The organism is Pseudomonas sp. RC4D1 (assembly GCF_018390395.1).
GTDB classification, from domain to species: Bacteria; Pseudomonadota; Gammaproteobacteria; order Pseudomonadales; family Pseudomonadaceae; genus Aquipseudomonas; species Aquipseudomonas danubii.
The window spans coordinates 931,950-957,814 of record NZ_JAHBAW010000001.1 but is presented as its reverse complement, the minus strand read 5'-3'; the positions used below and the strand labels follow the sequence as shown (position 1 = coordinate 957,814).

General features: G+C 65.1%; 25 protein-coding genes. 21 read left to right on the top strand and 4 right to left on the bottom strand.

The window, feature by feature from the left end; genetic code table 11:
* Nucleotides 1-35: 35 nt before the first annotated feature.
* The 5 genes from KHO49_RS04335 to KHO49_RS04315 all read left to right on the top strand — a co-directional run bounded on the left by KHO49_RS04335 (nt 36) and on the right by KHO49_RS04315 (nt 5,030).
* Nucleotides 36-2,822: a hybrid sensor histidine kinase/response regulator gene (locus KHO49_RS04335; protein ID WP_102881949.1), complete on the top strand. Its 2,787-nt coding sequence runs from the start codon at nt 36-38 to the stop codon at nt 2,820-2,822.
* A gap of 63 nt (nt 2,823-2,885) precedes the next feature.
* Complete coding sequence (gene tspR / locus KHO49_RS04330; protein WP_003171467.1) at nt 2,886-3,482, top strand: type III secretion system genes modulator TspR; 597 nt, start codon at nt 2,886-2,888, stop codon at nt 3,480-3,482.
* 56 nt (nt 3,483-3,538) lie between these two features.
* Nucleotides 3,539-3,991: a hypothetical protein gene (locus KHO49_RS04325; protein WP_213664663.1), complete on the top strand. Its 453-nt coding sequence runs from the start codon at nt 3,539-3,541 to the stop codon at nt 3,989-3,991.
* Nucleotides 3,992-4,014: 23 nt separating this feature from the next.
* Nucleotides 4,015-4,560 carry a CPCC family cysteine-rich protein gene (locus tag KHO49_RS04320; protein WP_213664662.1) on the top strand — a complete coding sequence of 182 codons (546 nt, stop codon included), beginning with the start codon at nt 4,015-4,017 and terminating at the stop codon, nt 4,558-4,560.
* On the top strand, nt 4,557-5,030 hold the full coding sequence (locus tag KHO49_RS04315) for an SMI1/KNR4 family protein (RefSeq protein ID WP_213664661.1): 474 nt from the start codon (nt 4,557-4,559) through the stop codon (nt 5,028-5,030). The genes KHO49_RS04320 and KHO49_RS04315 overlap by 4 nt, the downstream gene beginning before the upstream one ends.
* A 54-nt stretch (nt 5,031-5,084) precedes the next feature.
* Here the strand turns inward: KHO49_RS04315 and cobJ are convergent, their stop codons facing one another.
* The 4 genes from cobJ to cobG are packed head-to-tail and all read right to left on the bottom strand — an operon-like array spanning nt 5,085 to nt 9,469.
* Nucleotides 5,085-6,806, bottom strand: coding sequence for a precorrin-3B C(17)-methyltransferase (cobJ, locus tag KHO49_RS04310; protein WP_110595475.1), 1,722 nt, complete (start codon nt 6,804-6,806; stop codon nt 5,085-5,087).
* On the bottom strand, nt 6,806-7,537 hold the full coding sequence (locus KHO49_RS04305; protein WP_102862984.1) for a precorrin-2 C(20)-methyltransferase: 732 nt from the start codon (nt 7,535-7,537) through the stop codon (nt 6,806-6,808). Before KHO49_RS04305 ends, cobJ begins: the two co-directional genes overlap by 1 nt.
* Nucleotides 7,537-8,163 carry a precorrin-8X methylmutase gene (locus tag KHO49_RS04300; protein ID WP_102862983.1) on the bottom strand — a complete coding sequence of 209 codons (627 nt, stop codon included), beginning with the start codon at nt 8,161-8,163 and terminating at the stop codon, nt 7,537-7,539. Before KHO49_RS04300 ends, KHO49_RS04305 begins: the two co-directional genes overlap by 1 nt.
* The gene (gene cobG / locus KHO49_RS04295; RefSeq protein WP_213664660.1) at nt 8,156-9,469 is read right to left on the bottom strand and encodes a precorrin-3B synthase; all 1,314 of its coding nucleotides are present in this window, start codon (nt 9,467-9,469) and stop codon (nt 8,156-8,158) included. Before cobG ends, KHO49_RS04300 begins: the two co-directional genes overlap by 8 nt.
* Before the next feature lie 131 nt (nt 9,470-9,600).
* On the opposite strand from cobG, the gene cbiE reads away from it, so the two are divergent.
* From cbiE to urtA, 16 genes are all read left to right on the top strand, one after another.
* Nucleotides 9,601-10,815, top strand: a complete 1,215-nt coding sequence (cbiE, locus tag KHO49_RS04290) for a precorrin-6y C5,15-methyltransferase (decarboxylating) subunit CbiE (protein WP_213664659.1) — start codon at nt 9,601-9,603, stop codon at nt 10,813-10,815.
* A gap of 93 nt (nt 10,816-10,908) precedes the next feature.
* Entirely contained in the window at nt 10,909-12,006 is a 1,098-nt protein-coding gene (locus tag KHO49_RS04285; protein ID WP_102862980.1) for a cobalt-precorrin-5B (C(1))-methyltransferase, read from the top strand.
* A complete protein-coding gene (locus tag KHO49_RS04280; RefSeq protein WP_213664658.1) occupies nt 12,003-12,731 on the top strand; it encodes a cobalt-precorrin-6A reductase in 729 nt (242 codons plus the stop codon). The genes KHO49_RS04285 and KHO49_RS04280 overlap by 4 nt, the downstream gene beginning before the upstream one ends.
* Nucleotides 12,732-12,913: 182 nt before the next feature.
* Nucleotides 12,914-13,216, top strand: coding sequence for a type II toxin-antitoxin system RelE/ParE family toxin (locus KHO49_RS04275; RefSeq protein ID WP_213664657.1), 303 nt, complete (start codon nt 12,914-12,916; stop codon nt 13,214-13,216).
* Nucleotides 13,217-13,219: 3 nt separating this feature from the next.
* Entirely contained in the window at nt 13,220-13,510 is a 291-nt protein-coding gene (locus KHO49_RS04270; RefSeq protein WP_102881959.1) for an addiction module antidote protein, read from the top strand.
* Between the two features lie 99 nt (nt 13,511-13,609).
* On the top strand, nt 13,610-14,008 hold the full coding sequence (locus KHO49_RS04265) for a DUF2946 domain-containing protein (RefSeq protein WP_102881960.1): 399 nt from the start codon (nt 13,610-13,612) through the stop codon (nt 14,006-14,008).
* A gap of 49 nt (nt 14,009-14,057) precedes the next feature.
* Complete coding sequence (locus KHO49_RS04260; RefSeq protein WP_102881961.1) at nt 14,058-14,552, top strand: copper chaperone PCu(A)C; 495 nt, start codon at nt 14,058-14,060, stop codon at nt 14,550-14,552.
* A 54-nt stretch (nt 14,553-14,606) separates the two neighbouring features.
* Nucleotides 14,607-15,017 carry a DUF2946 domain-containing protein gene (locus tag KHO49_RS04255; protein WP_213664656.1) on the top strand — a complete coding sequence of 137 codons (411 nt, stop codon included), beginning with the start codon at nt 14,607-14,609 and terminating at the stop codon, nt 15,015-15,017.
* Nucleotides 15,018-15,105: 88 nt separating this feature from the next.
* Nucleotides 15,106-17,238, top strand: a complete 2,133-nt coding sequence (locus KHO49_RS04250; protein WP_213664655.1) for a TonB-dependent copper receptor — start codon at nt 15,106-15,108, stop codon at nt 17,236-17,238.
* 99 nt (nt 17,239-17,337) lie between these two features.
* Complete coding sequence (locus KHO49_RS04245) at nt 17,338-18,720, top strand: PepSY-associated TM helix domain-containing protein (protein WP_213664654.1); 1,383 nt, start codon at nt 17,338-17,340, stop codon at nt 18,718-18,720.
* Nucleotides 18,721-18,874: 154 nt separating this feature from the next.
* The gene (locus tag KHO49_RS04240) at nt 18,875-21,010 is read left to right on the top strand and encodes a TonB-dependent receptor (protein ID WP_213664653.1); all 2,136 of its coding nucleotides are present in this window, start codon (nt 18,875-18,877) and stop codon (nt 21,008-21,010) included.
* 41 nt (nt 21,011-21,051) lie between these two features.
* A complete protein-coding gene (locus KHO49_RS04235; RefSeq protein ID WP_102881966.1) occupies nt 21,052-21,840 on the top strand; it encodes an ABC transporter ATP-binding protein in 789 nt (262 codons plus the stop codon).
* Complete coding sequence (locus KHO49_RS04230; RefSeq protein WP_110595464.1) at nt 21,837-22,796, top strand: ABC transporter substrate-binding protein; 960 nt, start codon at nt 21,837-21,839, stop codon at nt 22,794-22,796. The genes KHO49_RS04235 and KHO49_RS04230 overlap by 4 nt, the downstream gene beginning before the upstream one ends.
* On the top strand, nt 22,793-23,803 hold the full coding sequence (locus KHO49_RS04225; protein WP_102881968.1) for a FecCD family ABC transporter permease: 1,011 nt from the start codon (nt 22,793-22,795) through the stop codon (nt 23,801-23,803). Before KHO49_RS04230 ends, KHO49_RS04225 begins: the two co-directional genes overlap by 4 nt.
* 148 nt (nt 23,804-23,951) lie before the next feature.
* Entirely contained in the window at nt 23,952-24,251 is a 300-nt protein-coding gene (locus tag KHO49_RS04220; RefSeq protein ID WP_102881969.1) for a 7(1) septoil knot domain-containing protein, read from the top strand.
* Nucleotides 24,252-24,519: 268 nt separating this feature from the next.
* The gene (gene urtA / locus KHO49_RS04215; RefSeq protein WP_102862967.1) at nt 24,520-25,785 is read left to right on the top strand and encodes an urea ABC transporter substrate-binding protein; all 1,266 of its coding nucleotides are present in this window, start codon (nt 24,520-24,522) and stop codon (nt 25,783-25,785) included.
* Nucleotides 25,786-25,865: the final 80 nt, after the last annotated feature.

Here is a 25,865-nt window from a genome sequence, read left to right as displayed (position 1 = left end):
TATAATCAGGCATCAACCAATGAAGGGATTTCGCCGTGCGCTGGCTCAGGACCGCCCTAGGCTTCACCGTCACATTGCTGACCTTGCTCTGCTTGAATCCGGCCCTGGCCGCTCAAGGCAGTGGCTGGGCGGTTTTGCTCGACGAACAGGCCGACCTACAGCTCAGTGATATCCGCTCCCCGCGCTACACCAACCAATTCAGCCCCATCGAACTGGACAAGCTGACCGCAGCCGAACCCGACGGCGCCCTGTGGTTGCGCTTCAAGCTCCAACCGGGAACCCACGAGCAGATCCTGCGGATCTTCGCCCCCGACCTGTCCCACCTGAATCTCTACGTGCTCGACGGCGACAAGCTGATCGAACAAGTGAACACCGGCGCCAGCCAGTCGCAAGCCCAAAAGCCTTTGCCCAGCAGCGACTTCATGCTGCCACTGCCGCAAAGTGCCAAGCCGCTGGACGTCTATCTGCGCCTGGTGTCCGAACATGAACTGCGTCCCTACATCACCCTGCAATCGGCTGTGATGGGCGCCGCCGACCAGAGCCAGACGCTGATCTACGGCCTGTTGTTCGGCTGCCTGGCGATGCTGATCCTGCACAACCTCACCCGCTTCGCCTACACCCGTTCACGCAGCAGCCTGTGGCTGGCAGCCTGTGAAGGCCTGCTGACCCTCAGCCTGTTGATGCTGCTGAACCTGCTCGGTCCCTGGCTACCGGACTGGCAAGCGTTGCAGACACCGGGCGCCTACGTGGCCCTGCTGCTGACCGCGCCCTGCGGGATGATGTTCGCCTACCGCTTCTTCGCTCCACTGGGCCCGCACCCGCTGAACCGCTTGCTGCTGGGCAATATTCTGCTGATCGGCCTGTTCGGTCTGTTGCTGCTGTTCGTCAACACCCTGCCGCTGAACATCATCACCTACGGCCTGGTGGCCCTGGCCGGCCTGAGCATGCTGTTCGTTGGCGCCTACCACTGGCACCAGGGCTATCGTCCGGCCCGGCTGTTCGTCACCGCCATGGTGATTTTCAACCTCGGCACCCTGGTGATTCTCCCGGCGCTGCTGGGCCTGACCCTGGTAGCGCCGCAAGGCTTGATCGTCACCCTGCTGAGCGTGGTGTGCATCGCCGGGTTGCTGATGAGCATTGCCTTGGGCGAACGCCAGCGCAACATCACCGAGAACCGCTTCAGTGTCAGCCGCGACCTGGCCGCCAGCACCGCCGAGATCAATGCCAAGGCCGAGTTCCTGGCCAAGATCAGCCACGAGATCCGTACGCCGATGAACGGTGTGCTGGGCATGACCGAGTTACTGCTGGGCACCCCGCTGTCGGTCAAGCAGCGTGATTATGTGCAGACCATTCACAGTGCCGGCAACGAGCTGCTGACCCTGATCAACGAGATCCTCGACATCTCCAAGCTGGAGTCCGGGCAGATCGAACTGGACGACGTGCAGTTCGACCTCAACGCCCTGATCGAGGATTGCCTGAGTATCTTCCGGGCCAAGGCCGAACAGCAGAACGTCGAGCTGATCAGTTTCATCCAGCCCCAGGTGCCGCGGGTCATCAGCGGCGATCCGACGCGCCTGCGCCAGGCCCTGCTGAGCCTGTTGGAAAACGCCCTGAAGAAGACCGACGAAGGCGAAGTGCTGATCGTCGTCGCCCTCGACGAGCGCAGCAGCAAACCGCGCCTGCGCATTGCCGTACAAGACAGCGGCCAGCCCATGGATACCGAGGAGCGCGAAGCGCTGCTGCACACCGAACTGCACAGCAAGAACTTCCTCGCCACCACCCGCCTGGGGGGCAACCTGGGACTGGTGATCGCCCGCCAGTTGATCCTGCTGATGCACGGTGAGTTCGGCATCAAGAGCGGCACCAACCAGGGCAGCACCCTGTGGCTGACCCTGCCCCTGGACGCCGAGCGCCTGGAACATCCCACCGCCGACCTCGACGGCCCCTTGCAGGGCGCGCGGGTGCTGGTGGTGGACGATAACGACACCTGCCGCAAGGTGCTGGTGCAGCAATGCAGCGCCTGGGGCCTGAACGTCAGCGCCGTGCCTTCGGGCAAGGAAGCCCTGGCCCTGCTGCGGACCAAGGCGCACCTGCGGGACTACTTCGATGTGGTGCTGCTGGACCAGAACATGCCCGGCATGACCGGCATGCAGCTGGCGGCGAAGATCAAGGAAGACCCGAGCCTGAACCACGACATCCTGCTGATCATGCTCACCGGCATCAGCAACGCGCCGAGCAAGGTGATTGCGCGCAATGCCGGGATCAAGCGCATCCTCGCCAAGCCGGTGGCCGGCTACACCCTCAAGACCACTCTGGCCGACGAGCTCAGCCAACGCGACAAGGCCCCCACCGCGCCCTACAACATGCCCCTGAACCCGGCACCGGGTCCGGCGCCGATCACCGTTCCCAGCGACTTCAGCATCCTGGTGGCCGAAGACAACAGCATCTCCACCAAGGTCATCCGCGGCATGCTGGGCAAGCTCAATCTGCAGCCCGACACCGCCAGCAACGGCGAAGAGGCCTTGCAGGCAATGAAGGCCAAGCGCTACGACCTGGTGCTCATGGACTGCGAAATGCCGGTGCTCGACGGTTTCTCCGCCACCCAGCAGTTGCGGGCCTGGGAAGTCGGCAACCAACGGGTGCGCACCCCGGTGGTGGCGCTGACCGCGCACATCCTCGCCGAGCACAAGGAGCGCGCGCGCCAGGCCGGCATGGACGGGCACATGGCCAAGCCGGTGGAGTTGTCGCAACTGCGCGAGCTGGTGGAACACTGGGTCACCCAGCGCGACCTGCGCGAGCGCAGCACCGCGCACACCAGTTGAGCCGACAGCCTGCGCGGCGCCTGTTAAACTCTGGCTCGCCCTCCCTAGTCGTGAGCTCCCGCCATGCTCCACGTGCTGTTCAGCGTTTACCTGAAGATGCTGGTGCTCTATAGCCCGTTCTTCGTCCTCTCATGCTTCATCAGCCTGACCCGCGGCTACTCCTCCAAGGAGCGCCGACGCCTGGCCTGGAAAGTCGCCCTGGCCACCCTGGTTTCCAGCGTCTTGCTGTACCTGTTCGGGCGGGTGATCTTCAGCGTGTTCGGCATCACCGTGGACGCCTTCCGCATCGGTGCCGGCAGCGTGCTGTTCATCTCGGCCCTGGGCATGGCCCAGGGCAAGTCGGCTGTACAGACCGACAACGTGCAACAGGACGTGACCATCGTGCCGCTGACCATTCCCCTGACCGTGGGCCCGGGCACTATCGGCGCCCTGCTGGTGATGGGGGTCAGCCAGCCCCACTGGGACGACAAGCTCACCGCCATTCTCAGCATCGCCCTGGCCAGCCTCACCGTGGGCGTGGTGCTGTACCTGTCCAACCGCATCGAGCGCATCCTTGGCGACCAAGGCTTGCAGATCGTCAGCCGGCTGATGGGACTGTTCGTCTGTGCCCTGGCAGCACAGATCATCTTTACCGGGGTAAGGGGTTACCTGGTCCCTTAGGTCCGCCAGGTCTCGAAACTGTAGGAAACCTTCCCAGCAGGAGCAGGAACCGCACCATGCCCTACAGCGCCGACACGGCCTTTATCCAGGAACAATGGCAGGCCGGGTACTTCCCCCGGGAAAACACCCTGGTCCTCAACAGCGGGTTCTACTGCCTGTTCGACCTGCGCTACGAACATCCCCGGCTGAGCAACAAAGTCTGGATGCCGGCCCTGGACTTCCCAGGCAGGGATGAACCTGATTTCGTCACCACCCTGGGGTTTGCCACCGAAGGCCCGCAGCCCTTTCATGCCCAGTGCGGTGAGACCGCCGGGCACGGCGGCGACGGCTTCCTGGCCTTGCTGGAAAAGGACACGGATGCACTGATCTGGCTGCTTGTCCTCAGCGAAACCAATCCCTTCTGCCGAGTCGAGATCCACGACCAGCAGATCCATGCCGAGTCGACCTCCGGCGTCACCGTGCGGGTCCCTGTCGAGCGCCCCGATCAGTTGACCCTGGTCTGGCCATGAACCGCCCGCCCACACCGAGCCCAATGAAAAAACTGAGCGCCACCGCCGCCATCGACCTCCTGAGCACACACAGGCTGCCCGGCCTCGACCTCGCCGCTCGGGCTTCCCTGCTCCTGGACTGGTGGGGGATCGACAGCGACAACCTTGAATTCGCGACACTGCCACCCGACCTGCAGCAACAGCTCATCTCGCAACCGGAGCCCCCGGACGATGCGCAAGACCCGCGCTACGACGCCCTGCTGCTGGTCGCCCTGCGCGCCGAGTATCGTGGCGTGACCCAGCTGTACCTGAGGCGCTGCCTGCGTGAAGCCGGGCTGGGCGACTACGCCGTCAGCGCGGACATCGAGTACCTTGAGGCCTGTCCCTGCTGCGGTTATCTAACCCTCTCGACGCGGGGCGACTACCAGATCTGCGACCTCTGCCATTGGGAGGACGACGGCAGCCAGGCGCTGGATGTGCTGAGCGGACCCAACCACAAAACCCTGGGCCAGGCCCGGGAACACTTTGCCCAGCAGCAGGGCCGCCTGCCCTTGGATAAGTGGCCACACATCAGCAAGGACAACCCATGATTCCCCCGCAGTTGATCGCCCTGATCGAAGCCCAGCCCCGCTTCCGCCCGCGCCCCGACACCGCCGAGGTCACCCGAGCGCTGGCAACATTGGGGATTGCCCTGGACAGCGAGTTCGCGCAGATCTACCTGACCTGTCACCCCGCCGACTTCTTAGACCGAGTGAGCTACGGAGCGCTGATGAATATCGACGGGCCCAGTGATGAAATCCTGATGAGCACCGAGTTCATTCATGAAGTCTGGGAGTTGCCCAAGAACTTCATCGCCCTCACCTCACTGCAAGGTCAAGGCGGCTACTTGCTGGACAAGGACAGCGGTGGCGTCTGGGATTTCGACCTGGGCGACCGGGAAGCTTTTATCGCCGGCCGCATTCCCGCCAGATGGGCCAGCTTCTTCGAATTCATCACCTGGCTGCTGACCGCCACGGACAAGGATGAGGATGAGGATGAGGATGAGGACCCTGCGCGCTAGAAGCCGCTGCCGGCGATGGCGATCTTGCGAGCGCCTTCGCCGGCAAGCCGGCTCCTACAAGGGTTTATTGCCGTACCAGCGCGGGGTGTAGACCCACTCGCCACCCTCGGCCCGGGGGAAGACGCAGGTGGTGGAAGAGCCCACCAGCACCATGGTGCGCATGTCCACCTGCTCCGGGGTCAGCTCGCCCAGGGTGATCACCCGCAAGGTCTGGCCCGGACGGCCAATGTCGCGCCCCAGCACCACCGGGGTTTGCGGCGTGCGGTGCTGGCGCACGATCTCCAGGGCGCGGCCCAGTTGCCAGGGTCGGGAACGGGAGATCGGGTTGTAGAAGGCCAGGGCCAGATCGGCCTGGGAGGCGAGATCGAGGCGCTTCTCGATGATGTCCCAGGGCTTGAGGTTGTCGGACAGCGACAGCACGCAGAAGTCATGACCCAGCGGCGCGCCGGCCTGGGCGGCGGTGGCCAGTGAGGCGGAGACGCCCGGGAGGATCTCCAGGTCGACACGATGCCAGGCCGGATCGCTGGATTCGTGCAGGGCTTCCAGGACCGCCGCGGCCATGGCAAACACCCCCGGATCACCGGACGACACCACCACCACCGAACGGCCCTGGGCCGCCAGTTCGAAGGCGTGCCGGGCGCGCTGCATTTCTTCGCGGTTGTCAGTGCAGTGCATCACCTGATCGGCGCGAAACGGCCCGGCCATGCGCACGTAGGTTTCATAACCGAGGATGTCGTTGGCCCGGGCCAGTTCGGCTTTCACCGCCGGCACCATGAGTTCGGCAGCACCAGGACCGAGGCCGATGACTGCCAGGCGTCCGCGGGGACGACCGATCCGCTCAGGGTCCAGGGGCTGGCTGGCCACGGCGATGGCGATGTCGTCCCCCACCTTCAGCGGCGGCAGCAATTGCGGCACGGCTTGCTGTGCCAGTTCGACGACACTGCCGGCGGCCGGCAGGAAACGCAGCGGCACACCCAGTTGCGCAGCCGCCTGATGCAGGGCGCGGTCAGCCATGTCACTGTCGGCCGCCAGCAGGCAGGCGACGGACTGCACGGCAATTCGCGCCTGATGCAGGGCCTGACGGATGTGGGTGGCGAGGCCGGTATCGCTTTCGCCAGCAAGCTGGCCGCTACGGCAAGCGACCAGGACGCTGCGGGGGTAGATCAGCAGCTCATTGGCCGCAGGCTCGCGCTCGGCAGAGCCGACCCGGATGGTCAGGCGGGCCTGATCGTTCTCGGGCAGCTTGGCCGCGGCCAGCCAGGGCGCGGCGCCTTCGATGCGCACGCTTTCGCCCCCCAGCAGGTCGGAAACGAAACGCTTGCCCAGCTCCAGGTCGCCCAGGGCATAACCGCTGGGCGGGTTGAGCAGGCAGGTGCCGAAGCGCAGTTCGCCACTGGTGGTAATGGCCGCAGCCACGCCAAGGCCCGCGGCGATTTCCCGGGCCATGACGTTGACGCCGCCCAGGCCACCCAGCAGCGGCACCACGGCGCTGCCATCTTCGGCCACTGCCAGCACCGGCGGTTCGGCGCCTTTTTCCAGCAGCAGCGGGGCCAGGGTGCGGATCACGATCCCAGCCGCGCACAGGGCGATGATGGGCGTGTCCTGTTGATACAGCTGGCGCAAGGTGGCGCCGAATTCGTGGTAGATCCGATCAGCGCCTTCGACCCGTTCCGCCAGACCGTGGATCAACGAATCGGGATACAGCCGCTGGATCTGCCGTGCGGTGTCGAGACTGCCTTGGCCCAGGATGACGATGGCCGGAATTGAACGGGCCATCAGCCTTGCCACCTTTCGCCGGGCACGATGATCAGCGAGAAGTACGGCGAGGACATCGGTTCCACGTCATCCAGCGGCACGATCTTCTGGTTGGCCATGGTGGCGCGCTCGACGTACAGCGCACGCTGCGCCAGCCCCAGCTCTTCCAGGACCTGGCGCACCTTGGGGAAATTGCGCCCCAGCTTCATCACCACCGCCGCGTCGGCGTCCGCCAGACGCCGCTTGAGTTCGTCATGGGGCAGCACGCCCGAAAGCACCGACAGGCTCTGGTTGCGATACACCAGCGGCGCGCCCAGCACCGACGCGCCGCCCAGCATCGAGCACACCCCGGGCACCACTTCGGCCTGGTAACGCTCGGCCAGACGATCGTGCAGGTACATGTAGGAACCGTAGAAGAACGGGTCGCCTTCGCAGATCACCGCCACATCCCGACCGGCATCCAGATGCAGCGCCAGCTCCTGGCTGGCGCTGTCGTAGAAATCGCTGATCACTTGCTCGTAGGACAGCGGCGCCGGCAGCACTTCGGTGGTCACCGGGTACACCAGCGGCAGCAGGGTCTGGGCCTGTTGCAGGTGCCCTTCGATGATGCCGAAGGCGTTGCCTTTCTTGCCCTTGGCCACGAAGTAGGCCACCACCGGCGACTCGCGCAGCAGGCGCAGGGCCTTCAGGGTAATCAGCTCCGGATCACCAGGACCCACGCCAAGGCCGATCAAACGTCCAGGTTGCTGCATCATTCGATCTCCGTGGCCAAGGCGTTGACGGCGGCGGCGGCCATGGCGCTACCGCCCAGGCGACCCTGCATGATCACAAAGGGCACGCCGCGGCTGTCGGCGGCGAGCATCGCCTTGGATTCGGCGGCGCCGACGAAGCCCACCGGGAAGCCGAGGATCAGCGCCGGTTTCGGCGCGCCGGCGTCGAGCATTTCCAGGAGGTAGAACAGGGCGGTGGGCGCATTGCCGATCACCACCACGCTGCCTTCCAGGTGCGGACGCCAGAGCTCCAGAGCCGCCGCCGAGCGGGTGTTGCCCAGCTCTCGGGCCAACTCCGGGACGCTGTCATCACGCAGGGTGCAGATCACTTTGTTGTTGGCCGGCAAGCGTGCCCGGGTAATGCCTTCAGAGACCATCCGCGCATCGCAGAGGATCGGTGCCCCGGCGGCCAGGGCATCACGCCCGGCCTTGCCGGCGCCCGCGGAGAATTGCAGGCCATCGATGGCCTCGACCATGCCGCAGGCGTGGATCACCCGTACCGCGAGTTTTTCCAGGTCGGCGGGAATGCGATCCAGCTTGGCTTCTTCGCGGATGATCGCGAAGGAGTTGCGATAGATCTCCTGACCGTCGCGGATGTAATCAATCATCTAGGTGGCTCCGTGGGCGGGCATCAAGCAGTGCCTCTGCCGCTTCAATAGAAAGGTTGCGTGCGTGCAGCGCGCCGAAACCCGGCTGCGCTGCATCGCGTAGATACAAGTCGTAACGCCCTGGGGCCGTCGCCAGCAGGGTGGCCGGCGCCACATGGGCGGCGGCGCAGGAACGGGAGCAGGCCGACAAATGCACCGCCTGCTGACGGCCATGGCCCTGGAGCAGGGCTGCCAACTTCAGCGCATCGCCCTTGGTGTCGGCCAGGGCTTTGCCGCAGCCACTGGAGCCGGTACAGGCAATCAGGTGGGCCAGGGATTGTTCAGGGCTGCACAACAGGCCCAGTTGGCCCAGACGTGCCGTGACCCCGGGAGCATCCGCCGGGGCAATGCCGGGCAGCAGCAGGCTCTGCCAGGGTGTGAAGCGCAGGCTGGCGTCGCCGTACTGTTCGGCCAGTTGCGCAGCGCCCTTGAGCATGAAGGGATCAAGGCGCCCCAGGGGCGCAACCGCACCGACATAGACCTGTCCGCGTTCACGCTGTGGATAAGTTCCCAGGTGCAGCCCAGCGACCGAGGCCGGACGCTGCCAGCCGTCGATACTCAACAAGGGCCGGCTCAGGCGCAGGTTCAGTTGGGCAAGAAAATCCGCCACCGGCACCTGCGCCAACAGGTGGCGCATCCGCGTCTGCTCGGGCGTGGCCAGCTCGAGAAACAGCTCCAGCACCGCCACCAGCAGTTCATGGCCCAGTTCCTGGGGTACTGCCGCCAAGGGTTTATCCACAGGGCTGCCCGCCAGGCCAAAGGCCAACAGCAACTGCCCCTCCCGCACCAAGGCGGCCAGCCACAGATCGTGATGATGTTCGAGCATGGCCAGGGCTTCGCCGCCATCGAGCTGCACGGCGAACTTGGCCGACAGTTCATGGAAGCGCGAGTGGCTCTGCAAGGTCTCGAGGATCTGCCCGGCCAGGGGCCGGGTGTCCATCAGCAATTGCCGGTCGATGCCGGCGCTGGGGCTGAGCATCAGGTTGCGCACATCGTCGCCGGCGGCGGTGGTCGGTCCCAGGCCGGCCGCCAGCAGTTTGTCGATCAATGCCTGGTGCTCGGCGCCGATCCCGCGAATCTGCAGGTTGGCGCGGTTGGTGGCCTCGATCACACCGCCGGCATAAGCCTGCGCCGCCTCGGCCACCGCCGCTGCCTGAGCTGCACTGATGACGCCGCCCGCCAGCTTGATCCGGCAGATGCCGCCGTCCAGCGCCGGGACAATGCGCAGCAACCCCGGGCAGGCCGAGGGGCGGATGGCGGTGGACATAGGACGTTCGTTCAAAGGGGCGACCGGCAGTGTGGGAAAAGCGCTTCGTCAACGAAGGCGCGGTATTATGCCTGCTTTGTCCGAAGGCATGAAAAGCCTGCCGGTCGGAACCTTAGGTTTGAGGAATATAGATGTCGCCCTGGCTGACAGTAGTGGGAATCGGTGAAGACGGCTTCAAGGGCCTGGGCAGGAACGCCCGCCATGCCCTGCTGGGCGCTTCGCGGATCGTCGGCGGCCAGCGCCAGCTGGATCTGCTGCCGGCGTGCATCCGTGGCGAACGCCAGTTGTGGCCCAGTCCGTTCTCGCTGGAGCCGGTGCTGAGCCAACGCGGCATGCCCGTCTGCGTGCTGGCCAGCGGCGATCCGATGCTGTTCGGCGTAGGGGCCAGCCTGGCCCGGCAACTGCCGGCCGAGGAGCTGCAGGTACTGCCCTTTCCTTCCTCCTACTCCCTGGCCGCCGCCCGCCTGGGCTGGGCCCTGCAAGAGGTGGTCACGCTGTCGGTGGTGGCACGCCCGATTGCCGCGCTCAACGCCCAACTGTTCAGCGGCGTGCGCCTGCTGGTGCTGAGCAATGACCGCCACAGCCCGGCGGCCATCGCCGGACTGCTGCGCGAGCGCGGCTTCGGCCCGAGCCGGATCACGGTACTGGAGCACTTGGGCGGGCCCTTGGAGCGACGCCTGGACAGCACTGCCAATCAATGGAGCGATCCATCGATCGCCGACCTCAACCTGCTGGCCATCGAATGCCGGGCGGCGGCCGATACGCCGCAACTGTCCCGTCTGGCTGGCCTGCCGGACTCGGCCTTCCGCCATGACGGCCAGTTGACCAAGCGGGACGTGCGCGCCATCACCCTGGCCCGCCTGGCCCCGGTGCCCGGTGAACTGCTCTGGGATGTGGGGGCCGGCAGCGGCTCCATCGGTATTGAATGGATGCGGGCCCACCCCAGTTGCCGGGCCCTGGCCATCGAAGCCGATGACGGCCGCCAGCAGTTGATCGAACACAACCGCGACGTGCTCGGGGTGCCCGGGCTGCAACTGATTCGCGGCAGCGCGCCCCAGGCCCTGGCCGGACTGGAGCGTCCGGATGCGGTGTTCATCGGTGGTGGGGTGACCCGCGAAGGCGTGTTACAGACCTGCTGGGAGCAGCTCAAGCCCGGTGGGCGCCTGGTGGCCAACGCGGTGACCCTGCAAAGTGAAATGACCCTGATGCACTGGCGCGACCAGTACGGCGGTGAACTGACCCGCATCCATATCGCCCAGGCCCAGCCCCTGGGGGAGTTCGACACCTGGCGCCAGGCCCTGCCGATCACCCTGCTGGAGCTGCACAAGCCCCGGGACCTGCCATGAACCTTGCAGGAGCGGGCTTGCCCGCAAAAGCGTCCAGCAAAGAGACCGCAGCGCGCCCTTCGCGAGCAAGCTCGCTCCTAAGGGGGCAAGGGCATGCGTGAGGAAACAGCGGAACAACCCGCGCCCCTGCGCAGCGGCCTGACCACCGGCAGCTGCGCCACGGCCACCAGCCTGGCCGCCGCTCGCCTGCTCTTGGGGGGCGTCAATGCGGACGCGGTGGATATCGTCCTGCCCAAGGGTAAACAGGTACAGATGCGCCTGGAGTTCTGTCGCCGCACCCACGACGGCGCCGAGGCCGGAACCCTCAAGGATGCCGGCGACGACCCGGACGTGACCCACGGCGCCCTGCTCTACTCCCAGGTGCGCCTGACTCCCGAGCCGGGAATCCGCTTTATCGCCGGCCAAGGTGTGGGCACCGTGACCCGCCCCGGTCTGGTGCTGGCAGTGGGTGAGCCGGCGATCAATCCCGTGCCGCGCCGGATGATCAGCGAACACCTGCAACGGCTCGCCGAGGAACAGGCCTACCCCGGCGGGTTCGAAGTCACGGTGAACGTCGAGGGCGGAGCGGAACTGGCCCTGAAAACCATGAACCCCCGCCTGGGGATTCTCGGCGGGCTGTCGATCCTGGGCACCAGCGGCATTGTCCGGCCCTTCTCCTGCGCGGCCTATATCGCCTCGATCCACCAGGGCATCGATGTGGCCAAGACCAATGGCTACCTGCACATCGCCGCCTGCACCGGCAACGCCAGCGAAGACACCATGCGCCGGGTCTACGAACTGCCGGAAATCGCCCTGATCGAAATGGGCGACTTCGTCGGCGCAGTGCTCAAGCACCTGCGCAAAGTGCCTGTGGATAAACTCAGCCTGTGCGGCGGCTTCGGCAAGATCAGCAAACTGGCCGCCGGGCACATGGACCTGCACAGCCGCCATTCCAGCATCGACCTGCCACAACTGGCGCGCTGGGCCGCCGCGGTGGGTGCCGACCCGGCGCTGCAACAGGCCATCCGCGAGGCCAATACCAGCCAGCAGGCCCTGGCCATGGCCAGCGCCGCCGGGATCGCCCTGGGCGACGCGGTGTGCCAGCACGCCCTGGACTTCGCCCGCAGCGTGGTGCCGGCCCAGGTTCAGGTGGAAGTCTTCGCCATCGATCGCCAGGGCGGCATCGTTGGCCACGCCGGAGTCTTGTCATGACCCGTATTCTGCTGCTGGGCGGGGTCACCGAAGCCCTGGCCATCGCACGCACCCTGGGCCCAACACATATCTACAGCCTGGCCGGAGTCGGACGGGTGCCCACCGACCTGAACTGCCAGGTACGGGTCGGCGGCTATGGCGGTGCCGAGGGCCTGGCCCGCTTTATCCGCCAAGAGCGCATCGGCCTGCTGCTCGATGCCACCCACCCTTACGCGGCGCAGATCAGCGCCAATGCACAGGCCGCCGCGCAACTGGCCGGGGTTGCCTGCTGGGCCTTGCGGCGGCCGGCCTGGCAGCCGCAGCCAGGGGATGACTGGCGCGAAATAACCGACTGGCCGCACTTGGTGCAGGCCTTGAAACCCTTCAAGCGGCCCTTGTTCACCCTGGGTCGAGAACCCTTGCAGCATCTGGATGAGATTCCTGCCGGCCAGTTCTGGACCCTGCGCGCCCTGGATACCTACCCGGGCAATCCGCGCTGTGAAGTGATCGGGGCCCGCGGGCCGTTCCTGATCGAGGACGAACAAGCGCTGTTCGAGCGTCGGCAGATCGATGTGCTGATCAGCAAGAACAGTGGCAGCAGCGCCACCGAACCCAAGCTGGAAGTGGCCCGCGAGCGGGGCATACCGGTGCTGGTGCTCAAGCGTCCCGAGCTGCCCGAGGTCGACCGCCACTTTGCCAGCGTGGCCGAGGTGTTGAGTGCCCTGGGGCAGCTGTCTCACGCCTGACAGACAAAGTCGCCAAGCCCCACAGACTCTTGGGATTCCCCTGGCAGCGATCGATAAGACAGTGCTTTAGCCTCCTTGGAACGATTCAGTGGCGACCGGCTCATCAATGGCCAGTCGTCGCGCCAATCGACTTCAGTCTGGCAAATGACTTGCCAGCCCGTATCCCAAGGAATACAGTCGCCATGTTCGTCTTTGAGCAGACTCAGGCGTTCACCCACTGGCTGCTACGCCTAAAAGATCCCCAGGGAAAAACCCGCGTGCTGGCCCGGATCAGGGCGGCGCAACTGGGCCGATTCGGCGACTGCGAACCGGTGGGCGAAGGTGTCTATGAAATGCGCATCCATCGCGGCCCCGGCTACCGGGGGTACTTCTCGCGTCGGGGCACCGTGATCTACCTGTTGCTGATCGGCGGTGACAAGGGCACCCAGAGACGCGATATCCAACGCGCCAGGCAACTGGCCCATGACCTCAAGAGCGAGGGCTGAAACATGCGTACCCCAGTGACCCGCTTCGACGCGGCAGAGTACCTCAAGACCCCGGAAGACATGGTGGCCTACCTCGACGCCTGCTTCGAGGAAGATGCCGGCGACGGCAAGCTGATCCGCGCCGCCCTCAACGACATCGCCCGCGCCCGGGGCATGACCCAGGTGGCCCGCGACACCGGCCTGGGTCGCGAGAGCCTGTACAAGGCCCTGGGCAGCCAGGGCAATCCCGAGTTCGCGACTATCATCAAGGTCATGAAGGCACTGGGACTCAAGCTCCACGTCAGCCCGGCCTGAACTGGCACTGCGACACCACACCGCATACGCTGCTTTTTTACTTATCCACAGCGATCAGGCTAAATACCCGCCTGATCGCTCAACCGACGGATCGTCCCCATGTCCCGACAACGGCTCGCATTTGCCTGGATCGCCTGCTTCGCAGTGCTGTTCAACATGCTTGCCATGCCGCTTTCCGGGGCCATGCAACGCAACGATTCGGGGCTGGACGAACAACTGCTGTGGGGCAGCTTCTGCTCTTCCAGCGGCACCAAGATGGTGGCCATTTCCCTGGGCAAGCTTGAACAGAAAGCCCCGCAGAACGACGAGCACTCGAACATGCAGCACTGCTGGTGCTGCTCAGGCTCGGCGCCGCTGGTGGCCCTGCCCGGTCATGTACCCCAGCTGAATTTCATTCGTTTCGCCGTCCAGCCGGGCGCGCCGCAACCGAAGATCGCAATGCTCACCCTGCGCCAGCAATGGCCCAGCCTGAACCCCGGTGCACCGCCTCTGGCATGATTCCCTTTCGCAAGTGATCTGCGTTTTTGAATCGTTCTGGAGAACCGTCATGTCCAAACCGTCCCTGATCAAGCAATCCCTGCTTATTGCCGCACTGCTGCTGCCCGCCTGTTTCGCCACCGCTCACGACTACAAGGCCGGTGAGTTGCAGATCGCCCATCCCTGGTCGCAGGAGCTGCCGCCGAACGCGCCGACCGTCGCGGCTTACTTCGTGGTGCACAACCCAGGCAAGAACGCCGACACCCTGCTCAGTGTCGACTCGCCGATCTCTGGCCGGGCCGAACTGCATGAACACGTCATGCAAGGCGACATGATGAAGATGCAGCAAGTGGCCAAGGTTGCGGTGCCCGCCGGCGGTGAGGTGACCTTCGCCCCCATGGGCTACCACGTGATGCTGATGGAGCTCAAAGACCGCAGCCTGCTCAGCGACGGCAAGCGCTTCCCGCTGACCCTGCACTTTGAAAAGGCCGGCGACGTCACCGTCGAAGTGGCCGTACAGAAGCAGCCACCGGCCGCCATGCACGAGTCCAAGCACGCTCACTAAGCTGACCGGCTCGTTACCGTGAACACCCCGCACGCGCCTGGCCGCAGGCGGTCCGTGCCGCGTCGCAACTCCCCGGGAGTGCGCCGCGGCAGCTGGATCAGCCTGTTCGCCATGCTGATGATCTTTATCGGCCCGCTGATTTCTCAGTCGATGCCGATGGATCACGCGATGCCGATGAACATGTCCGTCTCCATGGACATGGGCGACGGCGCGCCCGGCTGTCACGGTGAAAGCCCGCATCACGCCCAACAGGGCAAGTCCCAGGGCGAACAACACGTACTCTGGGAAAAATGCGGCTATTGCAGCCTGCTGTTCAATTGCCCGGCACTGCCTTCGGGGCTGTCGTTCGCCGCTCTGTCCGCGCCGCCCACACAGCATTTCCTGATCCCCGCCACGCGCCTGGGCCACGCCCGGCAGACCGTGTTCCCCGGCGCCCTGACCCGCGCCCCGCCGATCCTCGTCTGAGTCCCCTGCTCATCTCACACGGCCGACTGTCATTGCGACAGCCGCGTAGTTGCGGCCGTGTCATTCAAGACCGATCGATGGAACATCTATGTTTTCTGCTGACACTCGCCTGGGCGCTGCCCAGCCATCCAAGCCCTTTGCCCTGAACCCGTCGCGCCTGCGTTTCAACCATGCCCTGGCGGTGCTTTGCGGCGTGCTGCTGACCCCCCTGGCCCTGGCCGACGAGGCCCCGACGGACCACTCCCGACACGGCACGCAATTGAGCCCGACGGTGATCACCGCCATCGCCCCCAGCTCGCCGCTGACCGTGGTCACCAATCCCAAGGACCCGCGCCAACCGGTCCCGGCCAGTGACGGCGGCGACTACCTGAAGACCATTCCCGGCTTCGCCCTGGTACGCAATGGCGGCACCAACGGCGACCCGGTACTGCGGGGCATGTTCGGCTCGCGCCTGAACATCCTCACCAACGGCGGCATGATGCTCGGCGCCTGCCCCGGCCGCATGGATGCACCGACCTCCTACATCTCTCCGGAAACCTATGATCGCCTGACCGTGATCAAGGGCCCGCAAACCGTGCTCTGGGGCCCCGGCGCCTCGGCCGGCACGGTGCTGTTCGAGCGTGAGCCGGAACACTTCGGCGAACTCGGCACGCGGGTCAACGCCAGCCTGCTGGCGGGCTCCAATGGCCGCTTCGACAAGACCCTGGATGCTGCCGCCGGTGGCCCCCTGGGGTATGTGCGGGTGATCGGCAACACCGCCCACGCCGACGACTACAAGGACGGCAACAACGACACCGTGGCCTCGCGCTACGACAAGTGGAACGGTGACGTGGCCCTGGGCTGGACCCCGGACGCCGACACCCTGCTGGAGCTCACCGCCGGCAAGGGCGACGGCGAAGCCCGCTACGCCGGCCGCGGCATGGACGGCTCGCAGTTCAAGCGCGAAAGCCTGGGCCTGCGTTTCGAAAAATCCAACATCGGCGAGGTGCTGGACAAGGTCGAGGCCCAGGTCTACTACAACTACGCCGACCACGTGATGGACAACTACAGCCTGCGTACCCCGTCCGGCACCGGCATGATGGCCGGCCCCATGGCCTCCAATGTCGACCGTCGCACCCTCGGTGCGCGGATCAAGGCCACCTGGCGCTGGGCCGACCTGCAGTTGATCGGCGGCCTGGATGCCCAGACCAACGAACACCGCACTCGGGCCAGCAACGGCGTGGATACCTACAAGCAACTGCCCCGTACCAAGGACGCCGACTTCCACAACTACGGCGCCTTCGGCGAACTGACCTGGTACGCCGCCGAGCGCGACCGCCTGATCACCGGGGCCCGCCTCGACCGTGCTTCGGCCAAGGACTATCGGCAGAGCATCGGCTCGGGAATGATGAGCCGGCCCACCCCCACTGCCGGCGATACCCGGGCCGATACCCTGCCCAGCGGCTTCGTGCGCTACGAGCATGACATGGCCGACAGCCCGACCACGCTCTACGTCGGCCTTGGCCACACTCAGCGCTTCCCCGACTACTGGGAGCTGTTCTCGCCGAAAATGGGCCCGGTGGGCTCAGTGAACGCCTTCGATTCGATCAAGCCGGAAAAGACCACCCAACTGGACTTCGGCCTGCAATACCAGAGCGAGGATCTGGAAGCCTGGGCCTCGGGCTATATCGGCCAGGTACGCGACTACATCCTCTTCGACTACAGTCCTGCCATGGGCGGCATGAGCACCTCTCGGGCCGAGAACATCGACGCACGGATCATGGGCGGCGAACTGGGTGCGGCCTACAAGCTGACCTCCAACTGGAAAGCCGATGCGACCCTGGCCTACGCCTGGGGCAAGAACAGCAGCGACGGCAAGGCCCTGCCGCAGATGCCGCCGCTGGACGCGCGCTTCGGCCTGACCTACAGCGAGGACGACTGGAGCGCCGGGGCCTTGTGGCGAGTGGTGGCAGCACAAAACCGCGTCGACCTGAACAAGGGCAACGTGGTCGGCAAGGACTTCGGCAAGAGCGGTGGCTTCGGCGTGTTCTCCCTCAACGGCGCCTACCGGGTCACCAAGAACCTCAAGCTCAGCACCGGGGTCGACAACCTGTTCGGCAAGGCCTACGCCGAACACCTGAACCTGGCGGGCAACGCCGGCTTCGGCTACCCGGCCAGTGATCCCCAGGGGATCAAGGAGCCGGGGCGCACCCTCTGGACCAAGGTCGACCTGAGCTTCTGATCCGCCTTCGCCGGCACGCCGGCTCCTCACCGCAGGAGCTGGGGTGCCAGCGAACAGCCCCTATAAGAAAAGATTCACTGCCCTGCGGAGCGTGCCCCGATGAACCGACCCAAAGTGTCTTTCTACAACCTGGCCTGGCGCTGGCATTTCTACGCCGGGCTGTTCGTGGCCCCTTTCATGGTGATGCTGGCCCTGACTGGCATCATCTACCTGTTCAAGCCACAACTTGACCCGTTGATGTACCCCAGCCTGCTCAAGGTGCCCGCCGGTCATCACCTGCTGAGTGCCGACGACTTGCTGCAAAGGGTGCAATCGGCCTACCCCCAGGGCCATATCAAGCAGTACCTGCCACCGATTGATGCCGAGCGCAGCGCGCAGTTCGTGGTGCAGGACAAGGGTCAGGAGCTGAATGTCTTCATCGACCCCTACCACGGCGATGTGCTCGGCGAGCAGGACGCCAAGGCCAACCTGCAGGCCGTGGCCCGGGCCATTCACGGTGAGCTGATGATCGGCACCGTCGGTGACCGACTGGTGGAACTGGCCGCTGGCTGGGGCATTGTCCTGGTGGTGTCCGGCCTGTACCTGTGGTGGCCACGGGGCAAGTCGTCGGCGGGCGTGCTGTGGCCGCGTTTCAGCGTCCGCGGCAGGCCGTTCTGGCGCGACCTGCACAGTGTGCTGGGCTTCTGGGGCGCGGCATTCCTGCTGCTGATGCTGCTCAGCGGCATGACCTGGACCGGCTTCTGGGGCAAGCAGTACGCCGACCTGTGGAACCGCTTCCCGGCGGCCATGTGGAACGACGTGCCGACCTCCGACCAGCAGGCCCGGGAGCTCAACAGCGCCACGCGCCAGACCGTGCCCTGGGCGGTGGAAAACACCCCGATGCCGATGTCCGGCGACCACGCCGAGCACATGGCCCACAACGCCGCGGACACGGCGCCGGCAGCCCCGTCCATCAGCCTGCAAGCGGTGCAGGACATCGCCCGCGAGCGCCAGGTCGAACCGGGCTACAGCATCACCTTGCCGAAGACCGCCACCGGCGTGTTCACCATCGCCGTGTTCGCCGACGATCCGCGCAACGATGCCACCCTGCATGTCGACCAATACAGCGGCAAGGTCCTGGCCGACGTGCGCTGGCAGCATTACAGCAACGTGGCCCGGGCCACGGAGCTTGGGGTGATGCTGCATGAAGGCAAGATGTTCGGCCGCGTCAACCAGATCCTGGTGCTGGTGGTGTGCCTGATGATCCTGCTCAGCGCCGTGAGCGGCATCGTCATGTGGTGGCAGCGTCGTCCCCAGGGCCGACTCGGCGTGCCCCCGCTGCGCCACGACCTGCCGAAATGGAAAACCGCAATGCTGATCATGGCGCTGCTGGCCTTGGCATTTCCTTTGGTTGGAGCCTCGCTGATTGGGGTGTGGCTGCTCGATCGCCTGCTGCTTTCACGCTTCAACCGCGGGCCTGAATCTGCTTCATCTTCAACATGAATCAGCCGAGATGCGCGTTCCAGAGGGCTCTGTAGAATCTCGGCGCCTTAGCCATGCACAGTTATAATGTTACTTTATAACACTAAAGTGTAAGATCCCTGCCCGCAGTCCCCCACTGCGGGCAACCCCCTCGAAGAAGTGATTCACCGTCCCGATGAACAAGTACTTGCTGCCCAGCCTTTGCCTGATGGCCTTGCCTTCCCTGGCTCAGGCGGATGATTCCGCCGTCTCCCTGACCCTGCCCACCGGCACCATTTCGGCTCCCGCCAGCGCGGCCGACGACAGCGTCAGCCTGAAGACCCCCACCAGCGCCGGCTCGCGCTTGGGCCTCAGCGCCCTGGAAACCCCGGCCAGCACTGACAGCCTGAGCGGCGAACGGATTCGCGCCCGGGGTGACCGCAGCATTCAGGACGCGGTCTCCCGCAGCGCCGGCATCAGCCGCACCGGCACCCCAGGCGACGGTGGCACTTCGTTGTCGGCACGGGGTTTCACCGGGCAGAGTTCGGTGATGCAGCTGTATGACGGCAACCGCATGTACACCGGCATGGGCACCGTGACCTTCCCGGTGGACAGCTGGGCGGTGGAACGGGTCGACGTGCTGCGCGGCCCGGCCTCGATGCTGTATGGCGAAGGCGCCACCGGCGCGGTGATCAACACCCTCCCGAAAAAGCCCTTCAGCGGCGCAATCGAAAACCACCTGCGCCTGGGCTACGGCTCCTTCGATCGCCAGCAGCAGGCCCTGGACAGCGGTGGCTCCCTGAGTGACACCTTGAGCTACCGGCTCAACCTCAACCGCGAGCGCAGCAACGGCTGGATCGACCGTGGCGACTCCTCCGGCGATTTCGTCAGTGCCGCCCTGCGCTGGCAGGCCCGCGACGACCTGGCCTTTACCCTGGCCCACGACTACGGCGACCAGAACCCGATGAACAACTTCGGCACGCCGCTGATCAACGGGCGCTTCCACAAGAGCCTGCGGGACAAGAACTACAACGTCCGCAATGACCAGCAGCACTACAACGACCAGTGGACCCGCCTGACCAGCGAATGGCAGATTTCCGACCAGGTCAGTGCCAGCAACGAGCTGTATTACCTCAAGGCCCAGCGTCGTTGGCAGAACGCCGAGAACTACAACTTCAACCCGACCACCGGCCAACTGAGCCGCAGCGGTTACTACGCTATCGGCCACCAGCAGGAACAGGTCGGCGACCGCCAGACCTTCACCTTCAAGCACTCGCTGCTGGGCCTCGACAGCCAGACCCTGACCGGCGTCGACTACAACCGCATTCGCTTTCACCTGAAAAGCAATTCGCCCTTCACCGACAGCTTTACCAACGGTCAACCGCTGGACCTGTATCACCCGGCCCCGGGCGACTTCACCAGCAACAGCCCCTACCGCGATCAATTCAAGACCACCACCAAACAGATGTCGGTGTTCGCCGAAAACCGCCTGCAGCTCAGCGAGCGCTGGTCCCTGGTGACCGGTGTGCGCCGCGACTATGCGCACATTGATCGGGATGACTTGAAGGACGACAGCCGCAGCGACAAGACCCTGACCGGCAATAACTGGAAGGCCGGGCTGGTGTTTGCCGTCACTCCGGATACGTCCGTGTACGGTCAGTACTCCACCAGCACCGACGGCGTCGGCGGCCTGATTTCCCTGAGCAAGAGCCAGCAGCAATTCGACCTGTCCAGCGCCAGGCAGAGCGAGATCGGCCTCAAGCAGGCGTTCTGGGACCAGCGTGGCGAATGGACCCTGGCCGCCTACCACATCGTCAAGAAGAAGCTGCTGACCGATGTTCCCGGCGACCCGGGCCAGAAACAGCAGGTGGGCCAGCAATCCTCCAACGGCCTGGAGGCCAGCCTGGACCTGCAACTGCCCCACGCCTGGCAACTGCAAGCCAACGCCGCCCTCGTTCGCGCCCAGTACGACGACTTCAAGCAGGACGTCAACGGCGTGCAAGTCTCCCGCGATGGCAAGCGCCCGGTGGACGTGCCCCGGCGCACGGCCAACCTGTGGCTGAGCAAAGCCCTCAACGATGACCTGCGGGCCGGCGCCGGAGTGCGCTACGTGGATGCGCGCTACGCCGATATGGCCAACCGCAATCAGTTGCCCAGCTACACCGTGGTCGATGCCAACCTGTCGTGGAAAGCCTTGCCCAATACCACCCTGGGCCTGCAATTGAACAACCTGTTTGACCGCCAGTACGCACAAAGCCAATACAATGACGGCCAGCAATGGATACTCGGCGAGCCACGCTCGTTCTTCGTCACCGCTGACTACACCTTTTAACCCCACCTGGCGCTACGGCACGGGGATTACACGGACACCGCATGACCTCGCTGAACCTCACCAACCTGGCCTGGACACCCCTGGGCCAGGGCCACTGCCATCACCAGTTCCAACTGCGTGAGGCCAGCCTGCACGTGGCGGCCGGCGAGTTCGTCGGCCTGATCGGGCCCAACGGCAGCGGCAAGACCAGCCTGCTGCGCTGCGCCTATCGCTTCAGCAAGCCGCAGCAGGGTGAGGTGCAGCTTGAGCATCAGAATGTGTGGAAGCAATCGCCACGCTGGTGCGCGCAACGCATCGCCGTGGTGCTCCAGGAGTTCCCCGACGCCTTCGGCCTGACGGTGGAGGAAGTGGTCGCCATGGGCCGCACGCCGCACAAAGGCCTGTTCGACGGCGACACCGAACAAGACCGGCGCATCGCCCGCGAGGCCCTGGAATCGGTGGGCCTGCTGGGCTTCGAGGACCATGCTTTCGCCACCTTGTCCGGGGGCGAGAAACAACGGGTGATCCTGGCCCGGGCCCTGGCCCAACGCCCGCAACTGCTGATCCTCGATGAACCGACCAACCACCTCGACCCGCGCTACCAGCTGGAGCTGTTGCAACGGGTCAAGCGCCTGGGCATCGGCACCCTGGCGAGTATCCATGACCTGAACCTGGCCGCGGCCTTCTGCGACCGGCTGTATGTCCTCGATCACGGACGCATCGTCGCCAGCGGCACTCCCACCGAAGTGCTCACGGTCGATCTGCTGCGCAACGTCTTCGGCGTCGAGGCGCTGATCGACGCCCACCCCCTGTCCGGCTACCCACGAATCACCTGGATCACTCAACCATGACCTTGCGCTCCCTGCTCCGCTCCGGCCTCGCCCTGACCCTGTTCCTGGGCACCGCCCAAGCCTTCGCCGAAGCGACCCACTACCCGCTGACCATCACCAGTTGCAACCGTGAAGTGACCTTCAAGCAAGCGCCGCAACACGCCCTCAGCCATGACATCAACATGACCCAGATGATGCTCGCCCTGGGGCTCAAGTCGCGGATGGTGGGCTACAGCGGCGTCAGTGGCTGGAAGGCCGTGACCCCGCAAATGAGCACCTTGCTCGACGGTCTGCCGGAACTGGCGGCCAAGTACCCGTCGGTGGAAACCCTGCTCAACGCCAACGTCGACTTCCTGTTCGCTGGCTGGGACTACGGCATGCGCGTCGGCGGCGACCTCACGCCGCAGACCCTGGCGCCGCTGGGGATCAACGTCTATGAGCTGACCGAGTCCTGTGCCTTCGTGATGAAGCGCCCGGCGGCCAGCCTCGATGACACCTACAACGACCTGCGCAACCTGGGGCGGATCTTCGACGTGCAGGACCGGGCCAACGCGCTGATCGCGCAGATGCAGGAGCAGGTCGCCGAGGTACAGAAGGACCTGCCCAAGGACCCGCCCCGGGTGTTCCTCTACGACAGCGGCGAAGACCGGGCCATGACCTCGGGCCGCCTGGGCATGCCCCAGGCGCTGATCGATGCGGCGGGCGGGCGCAACATTCTCGATGACGTCGAGGCCAGTTGGACCCGGATCAACTGGGAGACGGTGGTCGAGCGCAACCCGCAGGTGATCGTCATCGTCGATTACAGCGAAGTCACAGCCGAGCAGAAGCAGCAGTTCCTGCTGAACAACCAGGCCCTGCAAGGAGTCGACGCGATCAAGAACCAACGCTTCATCGTCATTCCTTATGTGCAAGCCACCCCGGGCATCGACAACGTGCTGGCGGTGGAAACCCTGGCCAAGGGTTTCCACGGCGAATGATCAAGGGTCGTTATGCCTGTCTGTTACTGACCCTCGGCGCCCTGCTGCTGGTGTCCTGCGTGCTGTCCCTGGGGTTTGGCCCGGCGCGGGTGCCGGCGGAGGTGGTCTGGCGGATTCTCCTGCACAAGGCCCTGGGCCTGGGTACGGTGGACTGGAGCCCGGGCCAGGAGCATATCGTCTGGCTGATCCGCGTCCCGCGCATGCTCCTCGGCGCTTTGGTCGGCGCCGGGCTGGCGCTGATCGGCGCGGTGCTGCAGGCCGTGACCCGCAATCCCCTGGCCGACCCGCACCTGCTGGGGGTGACCTCCGGCGCCACCCTCGGCGCGGTGATCGTGGTGCTGCACCTGGGGCAGGTCATCGGCCTCTTGACCCTGCCCCTGGCGGCCTTTATCGGCGCCCTGGCGAGCATGCTCCTGGTGCTGGGCATCGCCGCGCGCAACGGGCGCCTGGACAGCGACCGCCTGCTGCTGTGCGGGGTGGCGGTGTCCTTCGTGATGATGGCGGTGGCCAACCTGCTGCTGTTCATGGGGGATCACCGGGCCAGCTCGGCGGTGATGTTCTGGATGCTCGGCGGCCTGGGCCTGGCGCGTTGGGAACTGCTGGCGATTCCTGCCGCCAGCGTGCTGCTGGGGCTGGGGTTGCTGCTGGGCATGGCACGGCCGCTGAATGCCTTGATGGCCGGGGAACAGACCGCCGTGACCCTGGGCCTGAACGCACGCAACGTCCGCCTGAAGGTGTTCCTGATCGCCTCGCTGATGACCGGGGTGCTGGTGTCCATCAGCGGCTCCATCGGCTTTGTCGGGCTGATGGTGCCGCACATCGCCCGGCGCCTGGTGGGCGCCGAACATCGCCGCTTGCTGCCAGCGTGCGTGCTGCTGGGCAGCCTGTTCCTGGTCTGGGTCGACGTCGCCGCGCGTACCCTGATCGCCCCTGAGGACCTGCCCATCGGCGTGGCCACCGCGGCCATTGGCGGGCTGTTCTTCATCGGCCTGATGCGCCGCCGCTGATCCACCCGCCGTTGTAGGAGCCGGCTTGCCGGCGAAGGCGCCCGTGAGCCTTGTGCCAGGTTCGAGGGCCTCTTCGCTGGCACGCCAGCTCCTACAATCGTCGCCCTTGCTTTAAGATCGCGCGCTTGGATCTCTCAGGATGAGTCTCATGTTCAGAACCGCATTCTTGGCCTTGCTGCTCGGCACCTCCCTTGGCGCCCAGGCCGGCACCTCGGTCGATGTCTCGAAAATCTACGGCAACATCCAGATCGTCAACAGCTTCCCCGACTACAAGGTCAAGGTGGTGAACTCCTTCCCCGATCTGAAGGTCAAGCAGGTCAACTCCTTTGCCGACGCGCCGGGCAAGTGGAAGATCGTCAACAGCTTTCCCGATTACAAGATCCAGATCGTCGACTCCTTTCCGGACTTCACCATCAAATACGTCGACTCCTTCCCTGGGGTTAACTGAAGCCCCTGGCTGACCCAGGCTGCCGCTCTGCGGCAGCACCACAATGACGCATCCCTGCGCACCATCCTCTGCGCAAAGCCTCCTCTTGGGGCATCACCTAGCCGCTCACTGCCGCTAAGACCGACGTTTTCATGCCCTGCGGCGACTCGGCACATCCCTTGCAAAACAGCCCTTCAGCACAGGCGGAGTGAAAACTACTGCGTTTTCACTGCGCCTGAGAAGTCGCATCTACCACCTGAAAAAATCAAGAGTTCATGGAGATCGCACAATGAAGCGTCGTAGTTTGCTCAAGGCTTTCACTCTCTCGGCAAGCATTGCCGCGATGGGCATGACCTGGACTGTCCAGGCCGCCGAGACCATCAAGGTCGGTATCCTGCACTCCCTGTCGGGGACCATGGCGATCTCTGAAACCTCGCTCAAAGACATGGCGCTGATGACCATTGACGAGATCAACGCCAAGGGCGGGGTCAACGGCAAGCTCTTGGAACCGGTGGTGGTGGACCCGGCGTCCAACTGGCCGCTGTTCGCCGAAAAGGGCCGGCAGTTGCTGACCCAGGACAAGGTGGCGGTGGTGTTCGGCTGCTGGACTTCGGTGTCGCGCAAATCGGTGCTGCCAGTGTTCGAGGAACTCAACGGCCTGCTGTTCTACCCGGTGCAGTACGAAGGCGAAGAAATGTCGCCCAACGTCTTCTACACCGGCGCCGCGCCGAACCAGCAGGCGATCCCGGCGGTGGAGTACCTGATGAGCGAAGACGGCGGCAGCGCCAAGCGCTTCTTCCTGCTGGGCACCGACTACGTCTACCCGCGCACCACCAACAAGATTCTGCGTTCGTTCCTGCACGCCAAGGGCGTGGCCGACAAGGACATCGAAGAGGTCTATACCCCCTTCGGCCACAGCGACTATCAAACCATCGTCGCCAACATCAAGAAGTTCTCCGCCGGCGGCAAGACCGCGGTGATCTCCACGGTCAACGGCGATTCCAACGTGCCCTTCTACAAGGAACTGGCCAACCAGGGCCTGAAGGCCACCGACGTGCCGGTGGTGGCGTTCTCGGTGGGCGAAGAAGAACTGCGCGGCATCGACACCAAGCCGCTGGTGGGCAACCTCGCGGCGTGGAACTACTTCGAGTCGGTGGATAACCCGGTGAACCAGAAGTTCGTCGCCGCCTGGAAGGCCTACGCCAAGGCCAAGAACCTGCCGGGGGCAGACAAGGCGGTGACCAACGACCCGATGGAAGCCACTTACGTCGGCATTCACATGTGGGCCCAGGCGGTGGAGAAAGCCAAGTCCACCGATGTCGACAAGGTCCGCGAAGCCCTGGCCGGGCAGACCTTCGCCGCGCCCTCGGGCTACACCCTGACCATGGACAAGACCAACCACCACCTGCACAAGCCGGTGATGATCGGCGAGATCCAGCCGGACGGTCAGTTCAACGTGGTGTGGCAGACCGAAGGGCCGATCCGCGCCCAGCCCTGGAGCCCGTACATCCCGGGCAACGACAAAAAGCCGGACTACGCGGTCAAGAGCAACTGATCGCCGGATGGACGCCAAGCCTTCAGGCCCGGCACACCCCCTGTACCCGCTGCCGCTGGCTGCGATCGGCCTCGAAGAGC

Excerpts from the sequence above, each read along its gene's own strand:
- KHO49_RS04280 (WP_213664658.1), top strand. The coding sequence starts at position 12,003 with ATGACCCGTATTCTGCTGCTGGGCGGGGTCACCGAAGCCCTGGCCATC.
- KHO49_RS04260 (WP_102881961.1), top strand. The coding sequence starts at position 14,058 with ATGTCCAAACCGTCCCTGATCAAGCAATCCCTGCTTATTGCCGCACTG.
- KHO49_RS04320 (WP_213664662.1), top strand. The coding sequence starts at position 4,015 with ATGAAAAAACTGAGCGCCACCGCCGCCATCGACCTCCTGAGCACACAC.
- cobJ (WP_110595475.1), bottom strand. The coding sequence starts at position 6,806 with ATGGCCCGTTCAATTCCGGCCATCGTCATCCTGGGCCAAGGCAGTCTC.
- KHO49_RS04325 (WP_213664663.1), top strand. The coding sequence starts at position 3,539 with ATGCCCTACAGCGCCGACACGGCCTTTATCCAGGAACAATGGCAGGCC.
- KHO49_RS04225 (WP_102881968.1), top strand. The coding sequence starts at position 22,793 with ATGATCAAGGGTCGTTATGCCTGTCTGTTACTGACCCTCGGCGCCCTG.
- KHO49_RS04230 (WP_110595464.1), top strand. The coding sequence starts at position 21,837 with ATGACCTTGCGCTCCCTGCTCCGCTCCGGCCTCGCCCTGACCCTGTTC.
- KHO49_RS04235 (WP_102881966.1), top strand. The coding sequence starts at position 21,052 with ATGACCTCGCTGAACCTCACCAACCTGGCCTGGACACCCCTGGGCCAG.
- KHO49_RS04250 (WP_213664655.1), top strand. The coding sequence starts at position 15,106 with ATGTTTTCTGCTGACACTCGCCTGGGCGCTGCCCAGCCATCCAAGCCC.
- KHO49_RS04315 (WP_213664661.1), top strand. The coding sequence starts at position 4,557 with ATGATTCCCCCGCAGTTGATCGCCCTGATCGAAGCCCAGCCCCGCTTC.
- KHO49_RS04275 (WP_213664657.1), top strand. The coding sequence starts at position 12,914 with ATGTTCGTCTTTGAGCAGACTCAGGCGTTCACCCACTGGCTGCTACGC.
- KHO49_RS04305 (WP_102862984.1), bottom strand. The coding sequence starts at position 7,537 with ATGCAGCAACCTGGACGTTTGATCGGCCTTGGCGTGGGTCCTGGTGAT.
- KHO49_RS04270 (WP_102881959.1), top strand. The coding sequence starts at position 13,220 with ATGCGTACCCCAGTGACCCGCTTCGACGCGGCAGAGTACCTCAAGACC.
- KHO49_RS04265 (WP_102881960.1), top strand. The coding sequence starts at position 13,610 with ATGTCCCGACAACGGCTCGCATTTGCCTGGATCGCCTGCTTCGCAGTG.
- urtA (WP_102862967.1), top strand. The coding sequence starts at position 24,520 with ATGAAGCGTCGTAGTTTGCTCAAGGCTTTCACTCTCTCGGCAAGCATT.
- cobG (WP_213664660.1), bottom strand. The coding sequence starts at position 9,469 with ATGTCCACCGCCATCCGCCCCTCGGCCTGCCCGGGGTTGCTGCGCATT.
- cbiE (WP_213664659.1), top strand. The coding sequence starts at position 9,601 with ATGTCGCCCTGGCTGACAGTAGTGGGAATCGGTGAAGACGGCTTCAAG.
- KHO49_RS04245 (WP_213664654.1), top strand. The coding sequence starts at position 17,338 with ATGAACCGACCCAAAGTGTCTTTCTACAACCTGGCCTGGCGCTGGCAT.
- KHO49_RS04285 (WP_102862980.1), top strand. The coding sequence starts at position 10,909 with ATGCGTGAGGAAACAGCGGAACAACCCGCGCCCCTGCGCAGCGGCCTG.
- tspR (WP_003171467.1), top strand. The coding sequence starts at position 2,886 with ATGCTCCACGTGCTGTTCAGCGTTTACCTGAAGATGCTGGTGCTCTAT.
- KHO49_RS04300 (WP_102862983.1), bottom strand. The coding sequence starts at position 8,163 with ATGATTGATTACATCCGCGACGGTCAGGAGATCTATCGCAACTCCTTC.
- KHO49_RS04220 (WP_102881969.1), top strand. The coding sequence starts at position 23,952 with ATGTTCAGAACCGCATTCTTGGCCTTGCTGCTCGGCACCTCCCTTGGC.
- KHO49_RS04240 (WP_213664653.1), top strand. The coding sequence starts at position 18,875 with ATGAACAAGTACTTGCTGCCCAGCCTTTGCCTGATGGCCTTGCCTTCC.